The organism is Nitrospirota bacterium, from assembly GCA_004296885.1.
Classification (GTDB): Bacteria; Nitrospirota; Nitrospiria; order Nitrospirales; family Nitrospiraceae; genus SYGV01.
The window spans coordinates 1-18,284 of sequence record SCVN01000007.1 but is presented as its reverse complement, the minus strand read 5'-3'; the positions used below and the strand labels follow the sequence as shown (position 1 = coordinate 18,284).

Below are 18,284 nucleotides of genomic sequence, written 5' to 3'. Positions count from 1 at the left end.
GAGGATTTTGTCTATAGCCTAAGCCCGTTTGTTCTAGTACTTAAGCGGGTCTGTGCCGTAAGGCCTAGTCTTCATTGGCATTGGTATTCCACATGCGCGCTTCCAAAAATGAGAATCTCCGAGGAGCCAATGGTAGATATTGGCGTAAATGTAGTCGGGGTGAACTTTGAAGCCGATGCCGCCAATCCTCTCTGAATCTCTTACGAGTATCAGCTTGATTGCCTCAAATACAGGCGGGGCATATTTTTTCTCGCCAGCAAGGGCTGCTATAGAACAAGAAGCAACCACGTCTGCAAGCTGAAGAAGTCGTACGACTCTCGCATGTGCTGAAAGTACATTCAGAGCGATATGGTCAGGCTTGACATAGGCTGTTCCGGAAGCAATCGTTTCAAGGCAATCTGCGAGGAAACGGTCTTCATCAGAGCGATCTCCTGTCGGTCTTGCAACTACGACCACACCATACTTATCACTTCGCACCAGTTCGTTATGTACTCGTTCTAAAAATAAGCGAGTCACATCGGCTTCGGGATTTGGCGCGCCAGCTGTGGCTCGGCGGTGTCCCGTATCTTCAGCTATTACTAACGCTTTGACTCCGCTAGTTTTGGCAAGCTCCAGTATGGTCAAGAAAAATTCTTCTCTTCGAGGGTGTCTGAGGTTGTCTCGCATCCATAGTTCACGTCCCGGGGACCATTTGAAACTCTCTCGCCCAGGGAAGCCAAAGTCTTTGCAGATATCGTTAAGGGCCTTCTCCAGAACTGGAACTTGTTCGTCAGGAACGCGTATGCCACCTATGCCAACAAGAGGACCCATCCTGGCTCTCGATGGTGTGGCCTGACGTGAGTCATCCGCAAAAAAGAAGTCCATGTTATTCGATAAGAGGTGCTCGTCTCTCTGCGGTAATCGAGATCATAAGTTGTGGACGATCTTCGACATGTCCGGACAGCACAAAACCAGTATCGCTCGAATTTCCTGAAAGTATTAAGGTGAAGCTGCCAAGTGGGCCCAGAATCGAATTGGGCTGTCCTCGATAGTGTGAAACATAAATTCTTGCCTTTACTGAAGACCCTTCCGTTTCATAAGTGCCACGATATAAGTAACTGAGATCGCCTCCATGAAGCTTCCCACGGTCTGCCACTACTAACCCGATGCCGGCATTTCCGCTTGGCGCTGAAAACACGACGGAATAAAGTCCTGGAAGCATGGAGGGCCTCTTTCGGTTAGCGTTGGGATGGAATGAGGATAAGCTACTTTTTTAACAAATGAGTGTCAACCGTGTTCCTCTCGGCTGGAATGGGTGCAGGTCGAGGAGAAGGCGTGGCGAACATTGCCTGTTTGATAGCGGCGCGGGTACCGGACGCCGTTCAGTTTATCCGGCAAGGCGTTCGGCCAACAGGAAGGTATCAGTAGGAGTCTGGCTCCAACGCATCATGCCGCCGACGAGGCCCGCACCGTTCGTCAGCCGCGCTCACTAAACCCGTGACTCGGTGAGCTTGACGTCGGCGCAACGGCGCCACGCGGTACACCCTTCTCTTACGCGTCCAGCAGCTCGCGCAGCTTGCGCACGAGCACGTCGGGGGGGAAGGGCTTTTGCAGGAACGGTGTGCTGGCGTCCAGCGCGCCATGGCGGACGGTCGCGTCATCCGTGTAGCCCGACATGTACAAGACTTTGATCGTCGGATGCCGACGGGTGACTTGTTCGGCCAACTCCCGCCCATTCATGCCCGGCATCACCATATCTGTGAGCAGCAGATGCAGCGGTCCTGTGTGGGCTTCAAGGGTCTTTAAGGCCTCCGCCCCATCCCGTGCCGTCTGCACGGTGAAGCCTTTTCTGCGGAGTACCGCCGCCACCAGCATCCGGACCTTCTCTTCATCTTCAACGAGCAGGATGGATTCCGAGCCATGCGGGGGCTGCGTCACGACCGACGTCGGGGCGATGTCCAGGGTCTCCTGCCTGATCCGCGGCAGGTAGATCTTGAAGGTCGTGCCGCGTCCCGGCTCACTGTGGACGACGATGGATCCGCTGCTTTGGCTGACGATCCCGTACACGGTGGACAATCCCAGCCCGGTGCCTTTGCCTTGCTCTTTGGTGGTGAAGAAGGGCTCGAAGATCCGCGCTTGGGTCGTGGCGTCCATCCCCTGGCCGGTGTCGCTGATGGTCAGCATCACGTAGGGCCCGGCTTGGGCGACGCCGTGCGCATGGATCGGGGGCTGATCCAGTTCGACCGTGGACGTCTCGATGGCCAATCGGCCGCCCTGCGGCATCGCGTCGCGCGCATTGACCGCCAGGTTGACGATGACTTGTTCGATCTGTCCGGGATCGACTTTGACGAACGCCGGCTCCTGGATCAGTTTCGTCGCCAGATGGATGTCTTCCCCGATGAGGCGCCGCAGCATGCCTTCGATGTGGCCCACGATCGCATTGAGGTCCAGCACTTTGGGCTGCACCACCTGTCGACGGCTGAACGTGAGCAGTTGGTTGGTCAGCGCGGTGGCCCGGTCTCCTGCCTCCTGAATCTCCTGCACATGCTCGCGCTGGGGATCGCTGCGGTCCAGGGTCTCCAGGAGCATCTGGCTGTGGCCTGTGATGACCGTCAAGATGTTGTTGAAGTCGTGGGCGATCCCGCCGGCGAGCTTCCCGATCGCTTCCATCTTCTGCGCTTGGCGCAGTTGTTCCTCCAGTTGCCGGTGTTCCGTGACGTCGCGCGCCGTGGCGTAGATCAGGCGTTGTTCCGGAAACGGAGCCGCGTTCCATTGGAACCACCGGTACGAGCCGTCCTTGCATTGGTAGCGGTTCTCAAAGGAAATGGTCGGGCTGCCTTCCGCGAGCTTCCGCATCGCGGCGATCGTCGCGGCCTGATCGTCCGGGTGGATAAATTCGTGATAGGGCCGTGCGCGCAGTTCCGCAATAGTCCAGCCGAGCGTCTTCTCCCACGCGGGGTTCAGGTGCTTCCAGGAGCCGTCAAACCCTGCGACGCAAAGCAAGTCGACCGAGACGGCGAAAAAGCGGTCGCGCTCCGCTTCCGCCCGCTTGCGTTGGGTGATTTGATCCCGCAACGCTTCGTTGGCTCTCAAAAGGTCCGTGGTGCGGTCCGCGACCCGGTATTCCAACTCGCCGTGCGCGTTGCGCAGCGCGATCTCGGCCTGTTTGCGTTCGCTGATATTTCTCACGATCATCAGGATCTGCTGGTTCGGCAGGGGGGCCAAGCGGGCCTCGTAATAGTCCGTTCGATTCCGCGCCGTCAGGGCATATTCCACGCTGACGATGGCGTTGCGTACCTGCACTTCCCGGATCGCGTGTTCGAATTGGGTGCCGGCATTGGCCAACGGCACGTCCTGCAGGCGTTTGCCCAGCAACTGTTCCGGCGAGAGGTAGAAGTCGGTGCTCGTGCCGCCCTTGTAGCTCAAGATCGTGCCTTGTGTATCCAGCAGGAAGAAAATGTCCGGGAAGGCCTGCACCACGGCCCGCATCTCCGAATTCGCCTGGAGCAGTTCATGGGAACTCAGGTCAAGGGAGCGCTCCAGCACTTTTCTGTCCGCGTCGGCGGCGAGATAGGCTTGATCCACGGCGTCAATGAAAGCTTGCCAGTGCTTCGGGATGGGCTCCGCATCGCCGAGGAGCCGCTTGAGCTGACGTTTGAGTAAGCTGTGCTGGGCCATGCCTATGGCTCGGTCAATGTGGTGATGGTCATGGTCTGGTTATGCAGGGTGCATTTCTCGCGCGGGGCAAACGGAGAAATTTCCCCGTAGGAATAGAAGCCGGCGAAGACCGCCCGTTCGCCGAGGATGTCGCGCACGCCCTCCACTTCCTCCTCGATGCGTTGCTTCAGCACGAGTTTTCGGCCGACGCAACTGATCAAGATGGCCAAGTCCGGCGACGAGGAGCCGATCGCCTCGAAACTGGTCTGTGCGGCGCCCACGGCGCCGTCGATCAGTCGATCGAAGTTCGCCTTCATCAGCCGGGCATAGGTGCCGACGGGCATGTCGCCCGCGAAGGTCATGCTCTGCTCGACTTCGTTGATCGAGAGAATCGTGCGCACCACCCCGGCCTCGCCTTCCTTGGTCCGGAGGCTCAACGGGAACAGTAGTCCGGTGGCCGGGAGCCCGTTGGCATGCTCGCCCAAGTATTGTTTATAGAGTTCCAGGGCGGATTTTCCGTCGAGCTCGTACAGCACGTTGCCCACCGATTTCGTGATGAGACGCTCGGGACCGAAGGGGTCCCAGCCGCCCAGCGAGCCGTAGCCGACTTTGAGACGGGCTCCGTACAGGCCGAGCACGCTCACCACGTTCCGCTCCGGCGGGCTGTCGAACAACGTCAGCGTCTCGGCGAACCGCGCTCCGTCGCCGGCCAGGCCGCCGGTAATGGTCACGCCCCTGGGCAGATGTGTGGTCAGCCCGCGGACGAGATCGCTGCCGTTGACGTTCAAGCCGTCGGAGAGCACGAGCACATGTGTCAGTTCGGTGGGATCGAGGGATTTCGCCAAGCGCTCACCCACGTGCACGCTATCCCCGTTGTCGCCGATGACGATGCGGGTTCCCGCGATCTTGGTATGTTCAAACTGCACCGCCGTCACGACCAACGAGTCATCCAGCACCCGGGTTCCGCAAATTTCGCCCGAGGTGGAACACCCCATCAGATGGGCATGGGGATAGGCTTTCTTGACGGTGTCGAGGAGGGGCCGTTCTTTGAGTCGCGCGGGACTCCCGAAAAGCAATACGAGGTTGGCGGCCGTGTCGAGCCTGCCCGGCGGTTCAGGGTCCCAGCCAGTGGCCTCCGTCCAGCGGGTCTGCTCGATATGCATCGCGCCACCTCCTGCATCCTCATCGGGACAACAAAGACGACCGGTAAGATTCTAACGCCCTCGAGACCAAACGGCAAACAGGAAGAATCGGACGGGTACCGGCATCGGGAGATAAGAAAGGCCACAAGCAGACGCGACCGGCGCAGCAAGAGGGCCTTGCGAACAAGAGCTTAGGAGCGCCGCCTCTATTAATCAATGAAATACGACAGGATGCCGGTGCGCATCCGAACGGGCGCTCCCCCATACGCATTTGGAACGGGGCTCATTGGTCGGGAGGCGAGAAGGATTCGAATCCATGATGGAACCGTAAACGGGTGTCGCCGGGCCGGCGGGATGGCTTGCATCGGCAGGCCGATGGTTACGCATCGGACCGGCCACCGATGCGCGCGCACCGTTCGTCGGTCGAGCCGAGCTTCAGGATTAAAACCGTGATTCGGCGAGCTTGACGTCGGCGCGGACCCAGGCTTGCCGGAAGCGATCCTCCACCGTCCGAGCGTCCTCCATCTTCTCTTGCGCGCGCAGGCTTTGGGCCAGACCGAAGAGCGACCAGCCGTTCTCGGGGTTCCGTTTCAAATCTTCCCGGTAGACCGTTTCCGCCTCGATCGGATGTCCGACGGCCATCAGCAGGGCGCCCAGGTTCTGCCGCGCCGGAGCGTGCCAGTAGGGAGGCTCGCTGTAGCGGAGGGCGTCTTCCAACGCGACTGCTTCTTTGAGCGCCCGGATGGCTTCGTCGAAGTCCCGGCGCTTGGCCGCCAGCTCTCCCGCCGCCACCCGCTCGGCCACCTTGAGCACCTGCCGCTCCGTCTCCGCCTCGGCTCCGCGCTGTTTGGACAGGAGCTTGATGCTCTCGAGGAGTTCGGCCTGCTCGGCTTCCGCCTGGCCGAACCGTTCCGTGGCGGTCAGCGCCAGGGCGCGGGCGTAATGCCAGAGGCCGACGGTGAGCCGCCACTCCGGCTTGGGGGCCGGCTCGCGCAGCAGCTCGTCCCAGCGGCCGAATCGCGCGAGGGTCAACAGCGGAACGGAGGCGAAGAAATCCGGATGGCTGACCTTGTCGGGATCTTCTTCTCGCATCGTGGAGATGAGCCGGTGGGCCGCTTGCAGGGCCTCCTTGCTCCGGCCTTCCATCAGCAACGCGGCCCAGAGAAAGTGAATGTTGTGCAAGTAGTAGCTGTGAGGATAGTCGCCCGTGAGGCGGCGCCGGTCCAGGTAGGCCTGGTCCACGTCCGCGGCTTCGGCGTTGCGCTCGACCGCCGCCTTGTACTGCCCGAGTCGCATATAGATGTGGGCCGGCATGTGGACCAGGTGGCCGGCGCCGGGCATCAGGCTCGGCAGCCGCTGCGCGCAGGGAAGCGCGCGCTCCGGCTGCGCGGAGGCCTCGACCGCATGGATGTAGTAGTGGCAGGCGCCCGGATGGTCCGGATGTCGGGCGATGACCTGCTCCAGCGTCGGGACGACTTCCTCCAGCCCCGGCTTCGGCTTGCCGTCCGGCGTCCAGTAATTCCAGGGGCTCAGGTCCATAAGCGCCTCGGCGAACAGTACGGCGGCATCCGTGTCGTCCGGGAAGCGACGTGAGACCTGGCGCATGGCGTTGGCATAGGCCTGGTCCAGAATCTGCCGTTTGGTTTTCTTGTCCGTGGAATAGCGTGTGGCCAGGGCGTCGATGTACGCCCGCTCCTGCGGGGAGGCCTGGGCCAGTCTGGCCTTGGCCTTGTGGATCGCCTCCACCGCCCGGCGCGCCTGCACCTTGTCCATCTCGGCGTTGACGTTGGGCCCGAGCGCGAGCGCGATGCCCCAGTAGGGCATGGCTGCGAGAGGGTCCTGGCGCGCCGCTTCCTGGAACGAGTTGATCGCCTCTTCGTGGTTGAAGCCGTACACCAGCCGGAGCCCTTGGTCGAAGTATTGCTGCGCCAGGTCGGACGGGGTCGTGATCGGATGATGCAGGGTGCCGAGGTTGTTGAAGAGGGGAACGGTGGCTGGCGCCTGCGCCAGCGCGGCAGGCGCGCTCAGGAGGAGGGCGGCCAGGACGGATACGAGGAGAGTATGAACCGCTCGTATGTCTTGCCGGAGCCGCAGGGGCAGCGACAACGGGCCTATTGCCTCATCAGGCTCAACAGGGCTTCCTTTGAAAGGTCGCATTGTTTCAGAATGCCGAGCAGGGTTCCCTGTGCCAACTCATCGTGGAGCGGGACCACCGTTCTCTTGGCTCCCTTTCGAAGACTCACATGACGTCCCTTCTGCCTCACGACCTCGAAGCCGTCCTTCTTGAGCGCTGCGATGAGTGTCTTTCAGGAGAGGACCGGCCGTTTAGCCACCGACCGTGACCTCAAGAGGATAGAACATCACTTCACCCGTGCTTTCAGGCAGGTCCTCTGTCCCAAAGCTCTCCAGGTAGAGTTCGACGGCCTCTTTGAGGTTACTTTGGGCTTCTTCAACCGTGTTGTCCTGGCTCACCACGCCCAGTTCGACGCAATGAGCGACGTGCCACGTGTCTTCCTTGGTGAGCACCGCCGTGAATTTCTTAGACATGGCGGGTCTCCTGGTCCGTTACTGCCCGTGGCACTTCTTGTATTTCTTGCCGGAGCCGCAGGGGCAGGGGTCGTTGCGGCCGACCTTGTCGGCGGTGCGGTGGGCGGTCTGGGGCGCCACGGGCTCCTCGCCCCGGTTGAGGGTCAGGCGGACCGGCGGCGGCGGAGGCGGCGCCTGGGGCTCGGGCATTTCGCCCTTGACCGCCTGGACGCGGAACAGCCGCTCCAACGCATCGGACTGAATGCGCGCCATCATGCCGGAGAACATGTCGAAGCCTTCGCGTTTGTATTCCAGCAGCGGGTCCTTCTGCCCGTAGCCCCGCAGGCCGATGCCGTCCCGGAGCTGGTCCATGCCCAATAGGTGGTCTTTCCAATGGTGGTCGATCACCTGGAGCAGGAGCATCTTCTCCAGGTAGCGGAGCAGGTCCGATCCGAGCGACCGTTCCTTGGCCTGGTAGGCCCGCTCCGCCCGCTCCCGCAGTTCGTCGAGCAGGGCTTCGCGGCCCAGGGTCTTGAGGTCCAGGGTATCGCCGTTGCCGGCCGCATCCGGTTGCTGGTTGAACAGGTCCAGGCCGAACTGGGCTTGCAGCGCTTCGCTGAGGCCGGCGAAGTCCCATTCCTCCGGATACTGTTCCGCCGGGCAGTAGACGTCCACCAGCCCGCCGATCACCTCCGCCATCATCTGTGCGACCTCTTCGGAGAGGTTCTCGCCGGTGAGGATGGCGCGGCGGTGCTGGTAGATGACCTCGCGCTGCTTGTTCATCACGTCGTCGTATTCGAGGAGCTGTTTGCGGATCTCGAAGTTGTGCGCCTCGACTTTCTTCTGCGCGTTCTCGATGGCCTTGGTGACCATCCCGTGCTCGATGGGCACCCCCTCCTCCATGCCGAGCTTGAGCATGAGGTTGGAGATGCGCTCGGAGGCGAAGATGCGCAGGAGGTCGTCTTCCAGCGAAAGATAGAAACGGGAGGAGCCCTGGTCGCCCTGGCGACCGGCGCGGCCGCGGAGTTGGTTGTCGATGCGGCGGCTCTCGTGCCGTTCGGTGCCCAGGATGTGCAGGCCGCCTGCGGCCATCACCGCCTGCTTGTCCTGCTCGCAGTCGGCTTTGATCTCGTCGAAGATTTGTTTCTTCCGTTCCTCGGTCAGCTCCTCGCCTCCGTAGAGGATGCGCTTGAACAGGAAGTCCGGGTTGCCGCCCAGCAGGATGTCCGTGCCGCGGCCCGCCATGTTGGTGGCGATGGTCACGGCCTGCTTGCGGCCCGCCTGGGCGATGATCTCCGCCTCTTTCTCGTGGTACTTGGCGTTCAGCACGTTGTGTTTGATGCCGTGCCGTTTCAGGTGGCCCGCGAGGCGCTCGGACTTCTCGATCGAGATGGTGCCGACCAGCACCGGCTGGCCTCGCTCGTAACAGTCCTTGATTTCCTCCACGATCGCGTCGAACTTTTCCTTCTCGGTCCGGAAGATGACGTCCGCATAGTCCTTGCGCACCATCTGCCGGTTGGTGGGGATCACGTTCACGTCGAGGTTGTAGATCTTGGCGAACTCGCTGGCTTCCGTGTCGGCGGTGCCGGTCATGCCGGCCAGTTTCTTGTACATGCGGAAGAAGTTCTGGAAGGTGACCGAGGCCAGCGTCTGGTTCTCGTTGGCGATCTTGACCCCTTCCTTCGCCTCCACGGCTTGGTGCAGACCGTCGCTCCAGCGGCGACCCGGCATCAGGCGGCCGGTGAACTCGTCCACGATGATGACTTCGCCGTCCTTGACCACGTAGTCCACGTCGCGTTTGTAGATCGCATAGGCTTGCAGCGCCTTGACGACGTGGTGGACCAGGTCCAGGTGCGCCAGGTCGTAGAGGTTGTCCACGCCCAGGAGCTTCTCGACGCGCGCGTTGCCGTCGTCGGTGAGCGCCGCGGTCTTGGTCTTTTCCTCGATCGTGTAATCGCGCTCGATCTTGAGCTGCGGAATGATCGCGTTGATCCGGTAGTAGAGGTCGGTGGTTTCGTCCGTGGGGCCCGAAATGATCAGCGGGGTGCGGGCCTCGTCGATCAGGATGCTGTCCACCTCGTCCACGATCGCGAAGTTCAGCTCGCGCTGCACGCACTGGCCGATGTCGCTCACGATCAGGTTGTCGCGCAGGTAGTCGAACCCGAACTCGTTGTTGGTGCCGTAGGTGATGTCGGTCCGGTAGGCCTCGGGGCGGCTGCAGGGGCGCAGGTGCTGCAGGCGCTTGTCCTCCGCGTCGTACGTCGGGTCGAACAGGAACGAGGCGTCGTGTTGGATCACGCCCACCGAGAGGCCGAGGGAATGGTAGAGCGGCGCCATCCACTGGGCGTCGCGCTTGGCCAGGTAGTCGTTGACGGTGACCAGGTGCGCGCCCTTGCCGGCCAGCGCATTGAGATACAGCGGCAGCGTGGCGACGAGGGTCTTGCCCTCGCCGGTCTTCATCTCGGAGATCTTGCCCTGGTGCAGCACCATGCCGCCCAGCAACTGCACGTCGAAGTGCCGCATGTTGAGGCAGCGGCGGGAGGATTCCCGGCAGACCGCGAAGGCTTCCGGGAGCAAATCGTCCAAGGGCAGCCCATCGGCCAGGCGCTTTTTGAACTCCTCGCTTTTTTCACGCAGGGCTTGGTCGGACAGCGGCGTGAGGCTTGCTTCCAGCGCGTTGATCTGATCCACCACCGGCCGGAGGCGTTTGATTTCGCGCTCGTTCTTGCTGCCGAAGAGCGCGTTGAGGAGCTTGACGATCATAGATGTAACCCGTTCAGACTAAAGACGATTTTCGAATGACGTTGTTCAGTATACAGGAATCGTGACCGGTTTCACCAGCAAAAGCGCAGGGCCTCGTCCTTGGCAGCGACTTGTCCGCGTCAGGGCGCCGGGCTGCGTTGATTTCACGGACGGCTCCGCTTATAGTTCGTGGGGGCAGGGCGTGGACGGCGACAGGATGGCGGAGCGGATATGACGCGAGAAACCATACAGAGGCGTGAAGGGGGCCTGGCGTCGGCGGCGTTTCTGGGGGGGCTGCTCCTGGTCCTCTCCGCACCGGTTTTTGCGGAGCCCGTCAAACCCGATCCGGCCAGGCAAGCCTACGAACAGGGGGTGAAACTCTACAGGGAGGGGAATTACCCGGCGGCCATCGAGACCTTGACGAAAGCCCTGCGGTTGAACCCGAATCATCCCGGCGCGCTGTACAGCCTGGGGCATATTTACGACGGTCAGGGCAAGGCGAAGGATGCCCGCGCTTTGCTGGAGCGGCTCACCAAGATCGACCCGGGCCATGCGGATGGTTGGTACCTGCTCGGCCGTCTCGCGGAAAAGGAGAACCGGCTGAAAGACGCCATGGATGGCTACCGGATGGCGATCGCGGCCAAGCCGGACCTGGTCGACGCGCACTACAATCTCGGCTTCGTCTACCTGAGCCAGGAGCGGCGGGAAGAGGCGGCCAAGCAATTCAAAGAGGTGCTCCGACTGAATCCGGACTATGCCGAAGCGCACATGAATCTCGGCGTGATCTATACGGCCCAGGGCAAGCTGGACGAGGCGGAGAAGGAGTACGAGGCCGCCATCACCCTGAAGCCGACGTTGGCCGAGGCCCATTACAACCTGGGGATCTTCTTCGAACTGCACCGCAAGGATGTCGGGAAGGCACTGGCCCAGTACCGGCGGTATCTGGAGTTGGGCGGCACCGACGAGCGGGTCGAGCGCATCGTCCATCAGTTGGGGGGGAGCCAGGGCGGGCGCAACCAGGGCGGCGGAAAATGACGGCGCCGGGGTGTCGGAAAAGAAGCAAGGACGCCCAACGGCTAAATATTTGACGTAAGGCCCCGGCTTGAGTATGATTGCGGGCGTATCGGGTGAAGGGTTGCCATGAAGCACCGAGGACGGTCCATAAGGATTCTTGCCTGGACGTTGGCCGTCGGCTTCCTGTTGTTGCTCGGCGGCACCACCGGTAGCGCCTTTGCCCACGAGATTCAGCATGCGGGGCACCACAACGCCGGCATGCACAGCCAGGGCATCTGCGCTTGGATGTGCGCCGCCGGCAGCGCCTTGGATGGCGTGAATGTCCCCCCGCAGGCCCTGGCCCCCCACGTCGGCACGCTCGGCATCCCTGCCGCGCCAGTTCCCGCAGCGAGTATCCAGCACACATCCGCCTCCCGCGCTCCTCCCCTCTTCTTCCAGTAGTCCACTCTGCTCGGTCAGGTTTCGGTAGGGCGGGCCACAAAGCCGGAAGGCTGTGTGGTCGCATTGCGATGGGTGGCCCTCACCTGACGGCGCCGACAGCGGCGCAGTGCGCGAAATCGACACGGAGAATCGTTCGAGAGAGGAATCCCATGGCGCGGTATATGCGGATACTCGTTGCAAGCTTCATGATGGCCCTGCTGGGCCAGGCGGTGTTCCCCGTTGAGCCGTCCTGGAGTATGGGGGAACGGCCACCGGTTACGGGGATGCCGGCGGCGGATTTTACGCTGCTGGATCTCCAGGGCAAGCCCCAGAGCCTGGGCCAGTATCGGGGCAAAGTCGTGTTGCTCAACTTCTGGGCGACGTGGTGTAAACCCTGCACAACCGAAATGCCGGCCATGCAAGCCTGTTATGACAAATTGCGGGACAAGGGCTTTGTTGTTTTGGCCGTGAATGAGTTGGAAGACGCCCAGAAGGTTGCTGAACATGTCAAAGCGTACGGCCACACGTTCCCGGTGCTGATGGACAAGGACAACCGCGTGGCCAACATGTACGGGGTCTATGGTCTCCCTGTGAGCGTGCTGATCGACGAGCAGGGCGTGGTCCAGGAATACATCAAGGGCGGTCTCCTGACCGAGCCAAAGATTCTGGAGATGGTCGAACGGGTAAAGACGGCCGCTCATATGAAGACGGCGTCGGTCCGTTAGCCGGCGCCACGGTTCGCTGACGAATTCTTTTACGGATTGACTGACTGGGATGGGCGCACGACATACATTCAAAGCCTTTGCCGCCGTGCTGGCGCTGGGTTTCCTGCTTCTCCTCGGCGCAACCACCGGCAGCGCGTTCGCCCACGAGGTTCAGCACGCGGGCCACCATTCGCCCGGCATGCACGGCACCGGCATCTGCGCCTGGATGTGCGCGGCCGGTCAAAGTCTTGAAGGTGTCGCTTTTGATTTCCAGGTAGAGCGGGACCTGCTCGCGCTGGCTGACCTGCCGGTCGCTCACAAGCCGCTTAGCGCGGTTCGCTTGACGTCAGTTGCCCGCGGTCCTCCTTCCTTCTCCATCTAACTAAGCTGTCCCGGCCAATCGTCGGCATTCGGCCGTTACCCTTCGAGGCTAAGCGCCGATTGAAGGCGCCGATTCTGATGGGTGTGTGCCATGCCTTTCATTAGACGCAGAGAGGGATCGGACCATCATGATTCGTCGCATCATTCATACGTTTGTATCGTTCGCGGTCGCGGTCGGACTCCATACCTGGGTTGCCCCGCAGGCGGAGGCGGCCTGCGGAAGCGTGACCTGTTTTATCGTCATCGGGGCTCAGCAGCAGATTCCGCAGCAGGGCCTCTTGACGATGAATGTGTTTTATTCCCTGACCCCCATGACCCTGCCGGGCGGGACCACCGGTGTGATTCCTGCCGTTGACCAGGACCGGCGCCGGATGATCCTGGACCATCACCAAGAGACGCGCACGATCACGCAAACCGCCACACTGGACTTGAACTACGGGGTGACGGATCGCTTCGGGATCGAGGTCACCTTGCCCTATCTGAGCCGGACCCATCATCATATCGACGGGCTCGGTGAAGCCAACGGGGGATCCGGGAATAACATAGATTTCTTCGACAATGGGATCGGGGATCTCCGACTCACCGCCAAGTACAACGTGTTGCCTACGCTCACGAGTATGGTGGTGACGGGAATCGGTGTGGAACTGCCCACCGGTAAATACAACTCACGGGACGCCGCGAGCGGTGTGATGGAGGCCCCCACGCAGCTCGGACGGGGGCAGGCCGGGCTGATCGGGTCCGTGTATCAGACCTATGAGATCATTCCCCACCGGCTGAACCAGTTTTCTTTTGCCAGTTATCGGCATACGTTCCGGAACAACGCCGGGTACCAGTTCGGGGATGAGTACACGCTGAACGCCGGCTTCAATCTCGTGACGGTGCCCTGGCTTGTGCTGACCCAGCAGGTCAACTACCGGTACCTAACCCACGACAACATGAGCGCATCCCTGTCACGATCTGCCGTTCCCAGCGATGCCCCGGATTACCCAGGCGAACCGGTGGTGATCAACCCGCTCATCCGGGACCGGCGGGTGCCGAACACCGGTTCGACATATCTGGCCTATACACCGGGGTTCCAGATCAGCGCGAACGACACGACCTCGTTCTACTTCTTTGCGCAGATCCCTGTGGCCCGTGACTCCAACAACAACCTGGCCCAGGACGTGAGTTACACATTTGGACTCACCAAGTATTTCGACACGAATAGTTGGGGTAAAAAGCCGTCTGAAGGCTGACCGGCTCGGATCGAGAGTCGCTCATGACGCCATCTGACATCAGAGATCGAACACGATGCATGAAGCGCTGACGCAGCGGGCCTCTGGCTCGTTCCACCATGCCCAGGGCTGGGGCCTGTCCCTGCTCATCCACGGATTGGCGCTGGGCGTGACGGTGCTGATGTTGGGCGATTTGACGCTGACGCCGAAGCCGGAGCCGTTCAAGTGGAATGTCGCGATGGTCGAACCGCCGCCGCGACAGGTCGCCCAGCCAGCCGACGCCCAGCCGAAGCCGGCGCAACCGGCCAAGCAGGCTCCGGCGCCGAAACCGGTCGAACGGCAGACGACGATCGTCCAGGCCGTGCCGACGCCACAACCCACACCGACTCCGGTGGTCCAGCGCCAGGAACCGGTCCCGCCGGTCGTCGAAAGAAAGCCGGAACCGGAACTCAAGCCCGAGATCAAGCCGGAGGCGCCTTCGCCGATGCCGATGGTGGCCAAGCCGGTGGAGCCTCTGGTTCAGCACCCGACTCATCACATCAGCACGCAGCCGGCCGTATCCCATGCGTCTTCCGAGCCGGCCACGATGATTGCGTCGGCTCCGATGGTCGCCAGCGTGGCGTCCAGTGCGCCGGTCGAAGCGGCGCCGCCTGCTCCTGCGCATCAAGCGGCCCAGGAGTCCGCCAAGGAACAGCCTGCCGAGTCGTCATCCGCACCGGTTCAAGAGGCTGCCGTTCACCATGCACCGGCCCCCTCCGGCACAGGCCGTGCGACGAAAGCCGATTATGGCTGGCTGGGGAAAGTCTTGTGGGACCGAGTGGCCAACCTGAAACGCTATCCCCATCTGGCCCGCGCCAAACATCTGGAGGGGCGGGTGGTGGTCCGGGCGGTAATCCGGGAAGATGGCCATCTGGCCAAAGTGGACGTGGCGGAAAGCTCCGGCCATGAAATTCTGGACTTGGACGCCATCGAGATCATCAAGCGGGCCTGCCCGCTGCACCTCAGGCAGCCGCTGGGCCGGCCGGAAGTCGTCGTGCAGGTGCCGATCAGTTACAAGCTGCAGTAATCAGCCTGGGAATGGTCGGGAGCCGGCGATGAAAACATCGATGATGCGGGGCATATTCGCGGGGTTGGGCTTTCTGCTGGCTGCGGGCGCAACCTGGTCCGTGGCGGAAGAGCCGGGCTCCGCGCCGGCCGGCATCGTCTTGGGAGCCAAACAGACGATCGAGCATCAGGTCAAAAGCATCACCGCGCCGTCGTTGCAGGTGGATGCGCGGGGCACGATCCATCTGGCCTGGATGCAGGAAGACAAGCAGGAAGGAAAAGAGGTCCGCTCGGTGCGGTATGCTCGCGGTCAGGCCGGCGGTCCTCTGGGGACGGCGGTCGTCGTCAACCGGCCTGAGGAATTGCCGTACGGGCGGCAGGAAGCCCCGGCCCTCGCGGTCAACGGCGATGAAGTCTTTATCACCTGGGCGCTGACGCATCCGAAAATCAGCCCCGACAAGCCCTTCAGCAGCGAGTTGCGGTTGAGCCGATCCGCCGACGGAGGCCGGTCCTTCTTGCCGTCGGTGTTGGTCAATGACGACAACCAGGTGATGACCCACAGTTTCGATTCGCTGCACCTCGGCCACGACGGCGTGCTGCACATCGCTTGGATCGACGGCCGGGAAGGGAAGAAGGACCCAGGCACCTTTGTCGCCCGCTCTGCCGACCAGGGACACACCGTTACGAAGAATCTGAAGCTGGACGACAATACCTGCGTCTGTTGCCGGACTTCCATGGCGACCGGACCGGACGGGACGCTCTACGTGGCCTGGCGCAAGATCATGGAGGGGGGCGTGCGGGAGACCGTCGTGGCTCGGTCCACCGACGGAGGGCAGACCTTTTCGCCGCCCGTCGTCGTCGGGAACGATCGGTGGGTCTACCTCGGTTGTCCGCATCGCCCCGCGTCGATCGGAGCGGATCGTCAGGGCCGGCTCTACGTCGCTTGGTATACCGAGGGCGAAGACGAGACGCCAGCCGTCTATGTGGCCATGTCGGACGATCAAGGCCGGACCTTTGCTCCCAAGCGGGCGTTGAACGTGTCCAAGGGCACCTTCCCCGATCACCCTCAGATGGCGGTGGATGGAGCGGGCCGCATCGTGGCCGTCTGGGAGGAGCAGTCGCCCGTGAGGCGGGAAGTGGTGATGAGCTACTCCCTGGATCGCGGCCGGACCTTCAGCCGTCCTCAAAAACTGAACGACAAGAAGGGGCAAAGTCCGACTGTCTCGATGAACGAACAGGGCTTGGCGGCCTTCGCCTGGTTGGAACATGCGATGACCGGTCACAAGATGATCCTGCAGACGCTGCAATTGCCGCATGGGCAGGTGACGCAGCAGCTGTTGAACTGACGATGCGGAGACGAAACAACCAGAGGCCCGTAATCGGATTCTCCGGCCACGCCGGCACGGCTCGTTGGCTCGGGCTGGTGGCGGGCTTGCTGGTCTGTGCGTTCGGCGCCGCAGGGCTGTCGGCCGGCGAGACGATGACCGACCCCATGGCGGCGCTGAAGATCAGCCGACTGGGTGCCGGCAGTGACATGCCGGCCTTCAGCCTGGAAACGCTGGACGGTCGTGCGGTGGCCTCCGTGGACTTAAAAGGAAAGGTCGTGCTCCTCAACTTCTGGGCGACCTGGTGTGGGCCCTGCAAGGACGAAATGCCCTCGCTGGAGTGGCTCCGGAAACAATTCGATCCCGCCGACGTGGTGGTCTTGTCCGTGACCACCGATCACCAACGCGAGGGCATCCGGGCGTTCATGAAACATCTGGGGTTGGCCTTGCCGGTGCTCTTCGACGAAGATCAGGAGGTGTCCGGTTCCTTCATGGTGCGCGGCTTGCCGACGACGTTCCTGGTCGGCAAGGACGGCCGGCTGGTCGGGCGGGCGGTCGGACCTCGGGCCTGGGATAGTCCCGAGGCGGTCGCACTGCTTCAGGGTCTCAAGGAGGCCGCCCGGTGATCCGTCTGGTCCAACAGGGCGCCAGACCGGTGGCGCTCGCGCTGGTCCTCCTCTATCTGGTCCTAGGAGTTGCCGCCTCGACCTGCCTCTTCGATCCGGCCGCCTCGACGCAATCGAGCCAGCACCAACACCATCGGCATCATCAGGGCAGCGGCCCCGCCCATTCCACCCTGTGCGCCTGGGCCTGCCAGGTCAATCCCACGCAAGGCTTGATTTCCGCCGCGCCCCAGATGACGCCGCAACTTGTGGCGACGTTCTTTTTGTTTGCTCTCTCGTCGCTCCCGGTGATCCGCTACGGATCGTCCCTCCGCTCCCGCGCGCCGCCCCGCTGACCTCATCGCACAATCGAATCGTTTTAGTTGACGCATGACGTGGTTCCGCGTTTGCCGCCTTGTGGCGGGGAACGGGAGCGCCTGCCCATGTATGGGTTTCATCCATCTATTCTTTTCGAAGGAGTATCGTGATGTCGTGGAATCGTATCCGACAGAGATGCGGCGTATCGGCTCGTATTCGGAATCTGGCGCTGGCCCTGCTCCTGTTGGGCCTGAGCCCAGGGGCGCAGATTCTCGCGCAGGAACCGACCGCGCAGAGCGGGTCGGCGGCCGAACCCTCCGAGCGGGAAAAACATCTGAGAAAAGAGCTGCAAAGGATTTTGGAGGAGCTGGACCAACTCCAGCAAGTCCCACCTGAAGGCGATCGTCGGACGCCGGAAGGCACCAGCATCATCAAAGGCCGGGTAGAACCGGAAGAGCCGGGCGTAGCGCCGGAACTGGATTTGACGGACATCAGCATCATCAGCGGGAAGCCGCAGAAGCGGGCGGAGGGCGTGACGATCTCCGCCACCGAACGGAGCGAAACCACCGAGCAGCCCACCCGGCATTTCAGGGAATCCTTGGAGTCCCTGCCAGGCGTGGTGGTCCGGCAGGGAAACGGTCCGCGCGATTTCAATATCAACATCCGCGGCCAGGGGGCGAAGCAAACATTCGGCATCCGCAACCTCAAGATGTACGAGGACGGAATCTCGCAGACCCAGTCCGACGGCCTGTCCCGGCTGGACCTGCACGATCCCTGGTTCATGGAAGGAGTGGAAGTGGAGCGCGGCGCCTGCTCTTCACGGTACGACAATTACTGTCTCGGCGGCATGGTCCACTTCAAGACGCGTCGCGGCAGCGACATCGACGGCCTGGAAATGCTGAACGCGGGCGGCTCCTACGGCTTTCACAAGCACGCGCTGGCCTACGGGAAAAACTCCGGCAACGTGGACATCGCCTACTTCGGCAGTTACGTCGGCGAGGACGGATACATCCAGCACAGCAACTACTGGACCACTACCGTCAACCTCAACATGCGTTTCCGCATCGACGACAAACAGACGTTCTATTTCAAGGCAATCAACAACGACGTCTGGGCCAGGGTGCCCCTCCGATTGACGGTCGGACAGTTCCAGGCGAATTCCCGGCAGGCCGGCGGCGGCACGGCCATTTCGCCCCAGACGGCCAACTCGCTGGAT

At 62.1% G+C, this 18,284-nt stretch carries 17 protein-coding genes and 1 pseudogene; 10 read left to right on the top strand and 8 right to left on the bottom strand.

Going from position 1 to position 18,284, the window contains the following annotated elements:
* Positions 1 to 33 precede the first annotated feature (33 nt).
* From EPO61_03555 to secA, 8 genes and pseudogenes are all read right to left on the bottom strand, one after another.
* A complete protein-coding gene (locus tag EPO61_03555; GenBank protein TAJ09803.1) occupies positions 34 to 864 on the bottom strand; it encodes a DUF3800 domain-containing protein in 831 nt (276 codons plus the stop codon).
* A gap of 1 nt (position 865) precedes the next feature.
* Positions 866 to 1,201: a hypothetical protein gene (locus tag EPO61_03550; protein TAJ09802.1), complete on the bottom strand. Its 336-nt coding sequence runs from the start codon at positions 1,199 to 1,201 to the stop codon at positions 866 to 868.
* Positions 1,202 to 1,530: 329 nt separating this feature from the next.
* Positions 1,531 to 3,657: a PAS domain S-box protein gene (locus EPO61_03545; protein TAJ09801.1), complete on the bottom strand. Its 2,127-nt coding sequence runs from the start codon at positions 3,655 to 3,657 to the stop codon at positions 1,531 to 1,533.
* 2 nt (positions 3,658 to 3,659) lie between these two features.
* The gene (locus EPO61_03540) at positions 3,660 to 4,799 is read right to left on the bottom strand and encodes a hypothetical protein (GenBank protein ID TAJ09800.1); all 1,140 of its coding nucleotides are present in this window, start codon (positions 4,797 to 4,799) and stop codon (positions 3,660 to 3,662) included.
* A gap of 2,003 nt (positions 4,800 to 6,802) precedes the next feature.
* Positions 6,803 to 6,877, bottom strand: a pseudogene (locus EPO61_03535) (hypothetical protein).
* Between the two features lie 12 nt (positions 6,878 to 6,889).
* The gene (locus tag EPO61_03530) at positions 6,890 to 7,075 is read right to left on the bottom strand and encodes a type II toxin-antitoxin system HicA family toxin (protein TAJ10087.1); all 186 of its coding nucleotides are present in this window, start codon (positions 7,073 to 7,075) and stop codon (positions 6,890 to 6,892) included.
* 28 nt (positions 7,076 to 7,103) lie between these two features.
* Entirely contained in the window at positions 7,104 to 7,325 is a 222-nt protein-coding gene (locus EPO61_03525; GenBank protein TAJ09799.1) for a type II toxin-antitoxin system HicB family antitoxin, read from the bottom strand.
* 18 nt (positions 7,326 to 7,343) lie between these two features.
* Positions 7,344 to 10,067 carry a preprotein translocase subunit SecA gene (gene secA / locus EPO61_03520; GenBank protein TAJ09798.1) on the bottom strand — a complete coding sequence of 908 codons (2,724 nt, stop codon included), beginning with the start codon at positions 10,065 to 10,067 and terminating at the stop codon, positions 7,344 to 7,346.
* A 210-nt stretch (positions 10,068 to 10,277) separates the two neighbouring features.
* On the opposite strand from secA, the gene EPO61_03515 reads away from it, so the two are divergent.
* The 10 genes from EPO61_03515 to EPO61_03470 form a co-directional block, all read left to right on the top strand.
* Complete coding sequence (locus tag EPO61_03515) at positions 10,278 to 11,081, top strand: tetratricopeptide repeat protein (GenBank protein TAJ09797.1); 804 nt, start codon at positions 10,278 to 10,280, stop codon at positions 11,079 to 11,081.
* A 105-nt stretch (positions 11,082 to 11,186) separates the two neighbouring features.
* Positions 11,187 to 11,501 carry a hypothetical protein gene (locus EPO61_03510; GenBank protein ID TAJ09796.1) on the top strand — a complete coding sequence of 105 codons (315 nt, stop codon included), beginning with the start codon at positions 11,187 to 11,189 and terminating at the stop codon, positions 11,499 to 11,501.
* 68 nt (positions 11,502 to 11,569) lie between these two features.
* Positions 11,570 to 12,205, top strand: coding sequence for a TlpA family protein disulfide reductase (locus EPO61_03505; GenBank protein ID TAJ09795.1), 636 nt, complete (start codon positions 11,570 to 11,572; stop codon positions 12,203 to 12,205).
* 49 nt (positions 12,206 to 12,254) lie between these two features.
* Entirely contained in the window at positions 12,255 to 12,566 is a 312-nt protein-coding gene (locus tag EPO61_03500; GenBank protein ID TAJ09794.1) for a hypothetical protein, read from the top strand.
* Between the two features lie 127 nt (positions 12,567 to 12,693).
* A complete protein-coding gene (locus EPO61_03495) occupies positions 12,694 to 13,800 on the top strand; it encodes a hypothetical protein (protein TAJ09793.1) in 1,107 nt (368 codons plus the stop codon).
* Positions 13,801 to 13,855: 55 nt separating this feature from the next.
* Positions 13,856 to 14,845: a TonB family protein gene (locus tag EPO61_03490; protein TAJ09792.1), complete on the top strand. Its 990-nt coding sequence runs from the start codon at positions 13,856 to 13,858 to the stop codon at positions 14,843 to 14,845.
* 28 nt (positions 14,846 to 14,873) lie between these two features.
* On the top strand, positions 14,874 to 16,169 hold the full coding sequence (locus EPO61_03485; protein TAJ09791.1) for an exo-alpha-sialidase: 1,296 nt from the start codon (positions 14,874 to 14,876) through the stop codon (positions 16,167 to 16,169).
* A gap of 2 nt (positions 16,170 to 16,171) precedes the next feature.
* Positions 16,172 to 16,774, top strand: coding sequence for a TlpA family protein disulfide reductase (locus EPO61_03480; protein TAJ09790.1), 603 nt, complete (start codon positions 16,172 to 16,174; stop codon positions 16,772 to 16,774).
* Complete coding sequence (locus EPO61_03475) at positions 16,771 to 17,106, top strand: hypothetical protein (protein ID TAJ09789.1); 336 nt, start codon at positions 16,771 to 16,773, stop codon at positions 17,104 to 17,106. Before EPO61_03480 ends, EPO61_03475 begins: the two co-directional genes overlap by 4 nt.
* Positions 17,107 to 17,237: 131 nt before the next feature.
* The coding region (locus EPO61_03470) for a TonB-dependent receptor (GenBank protein TAJ09788.1) at positions 17,238 to 18,284 on the top strand (1,047 nt) is incomplete at its 3' end.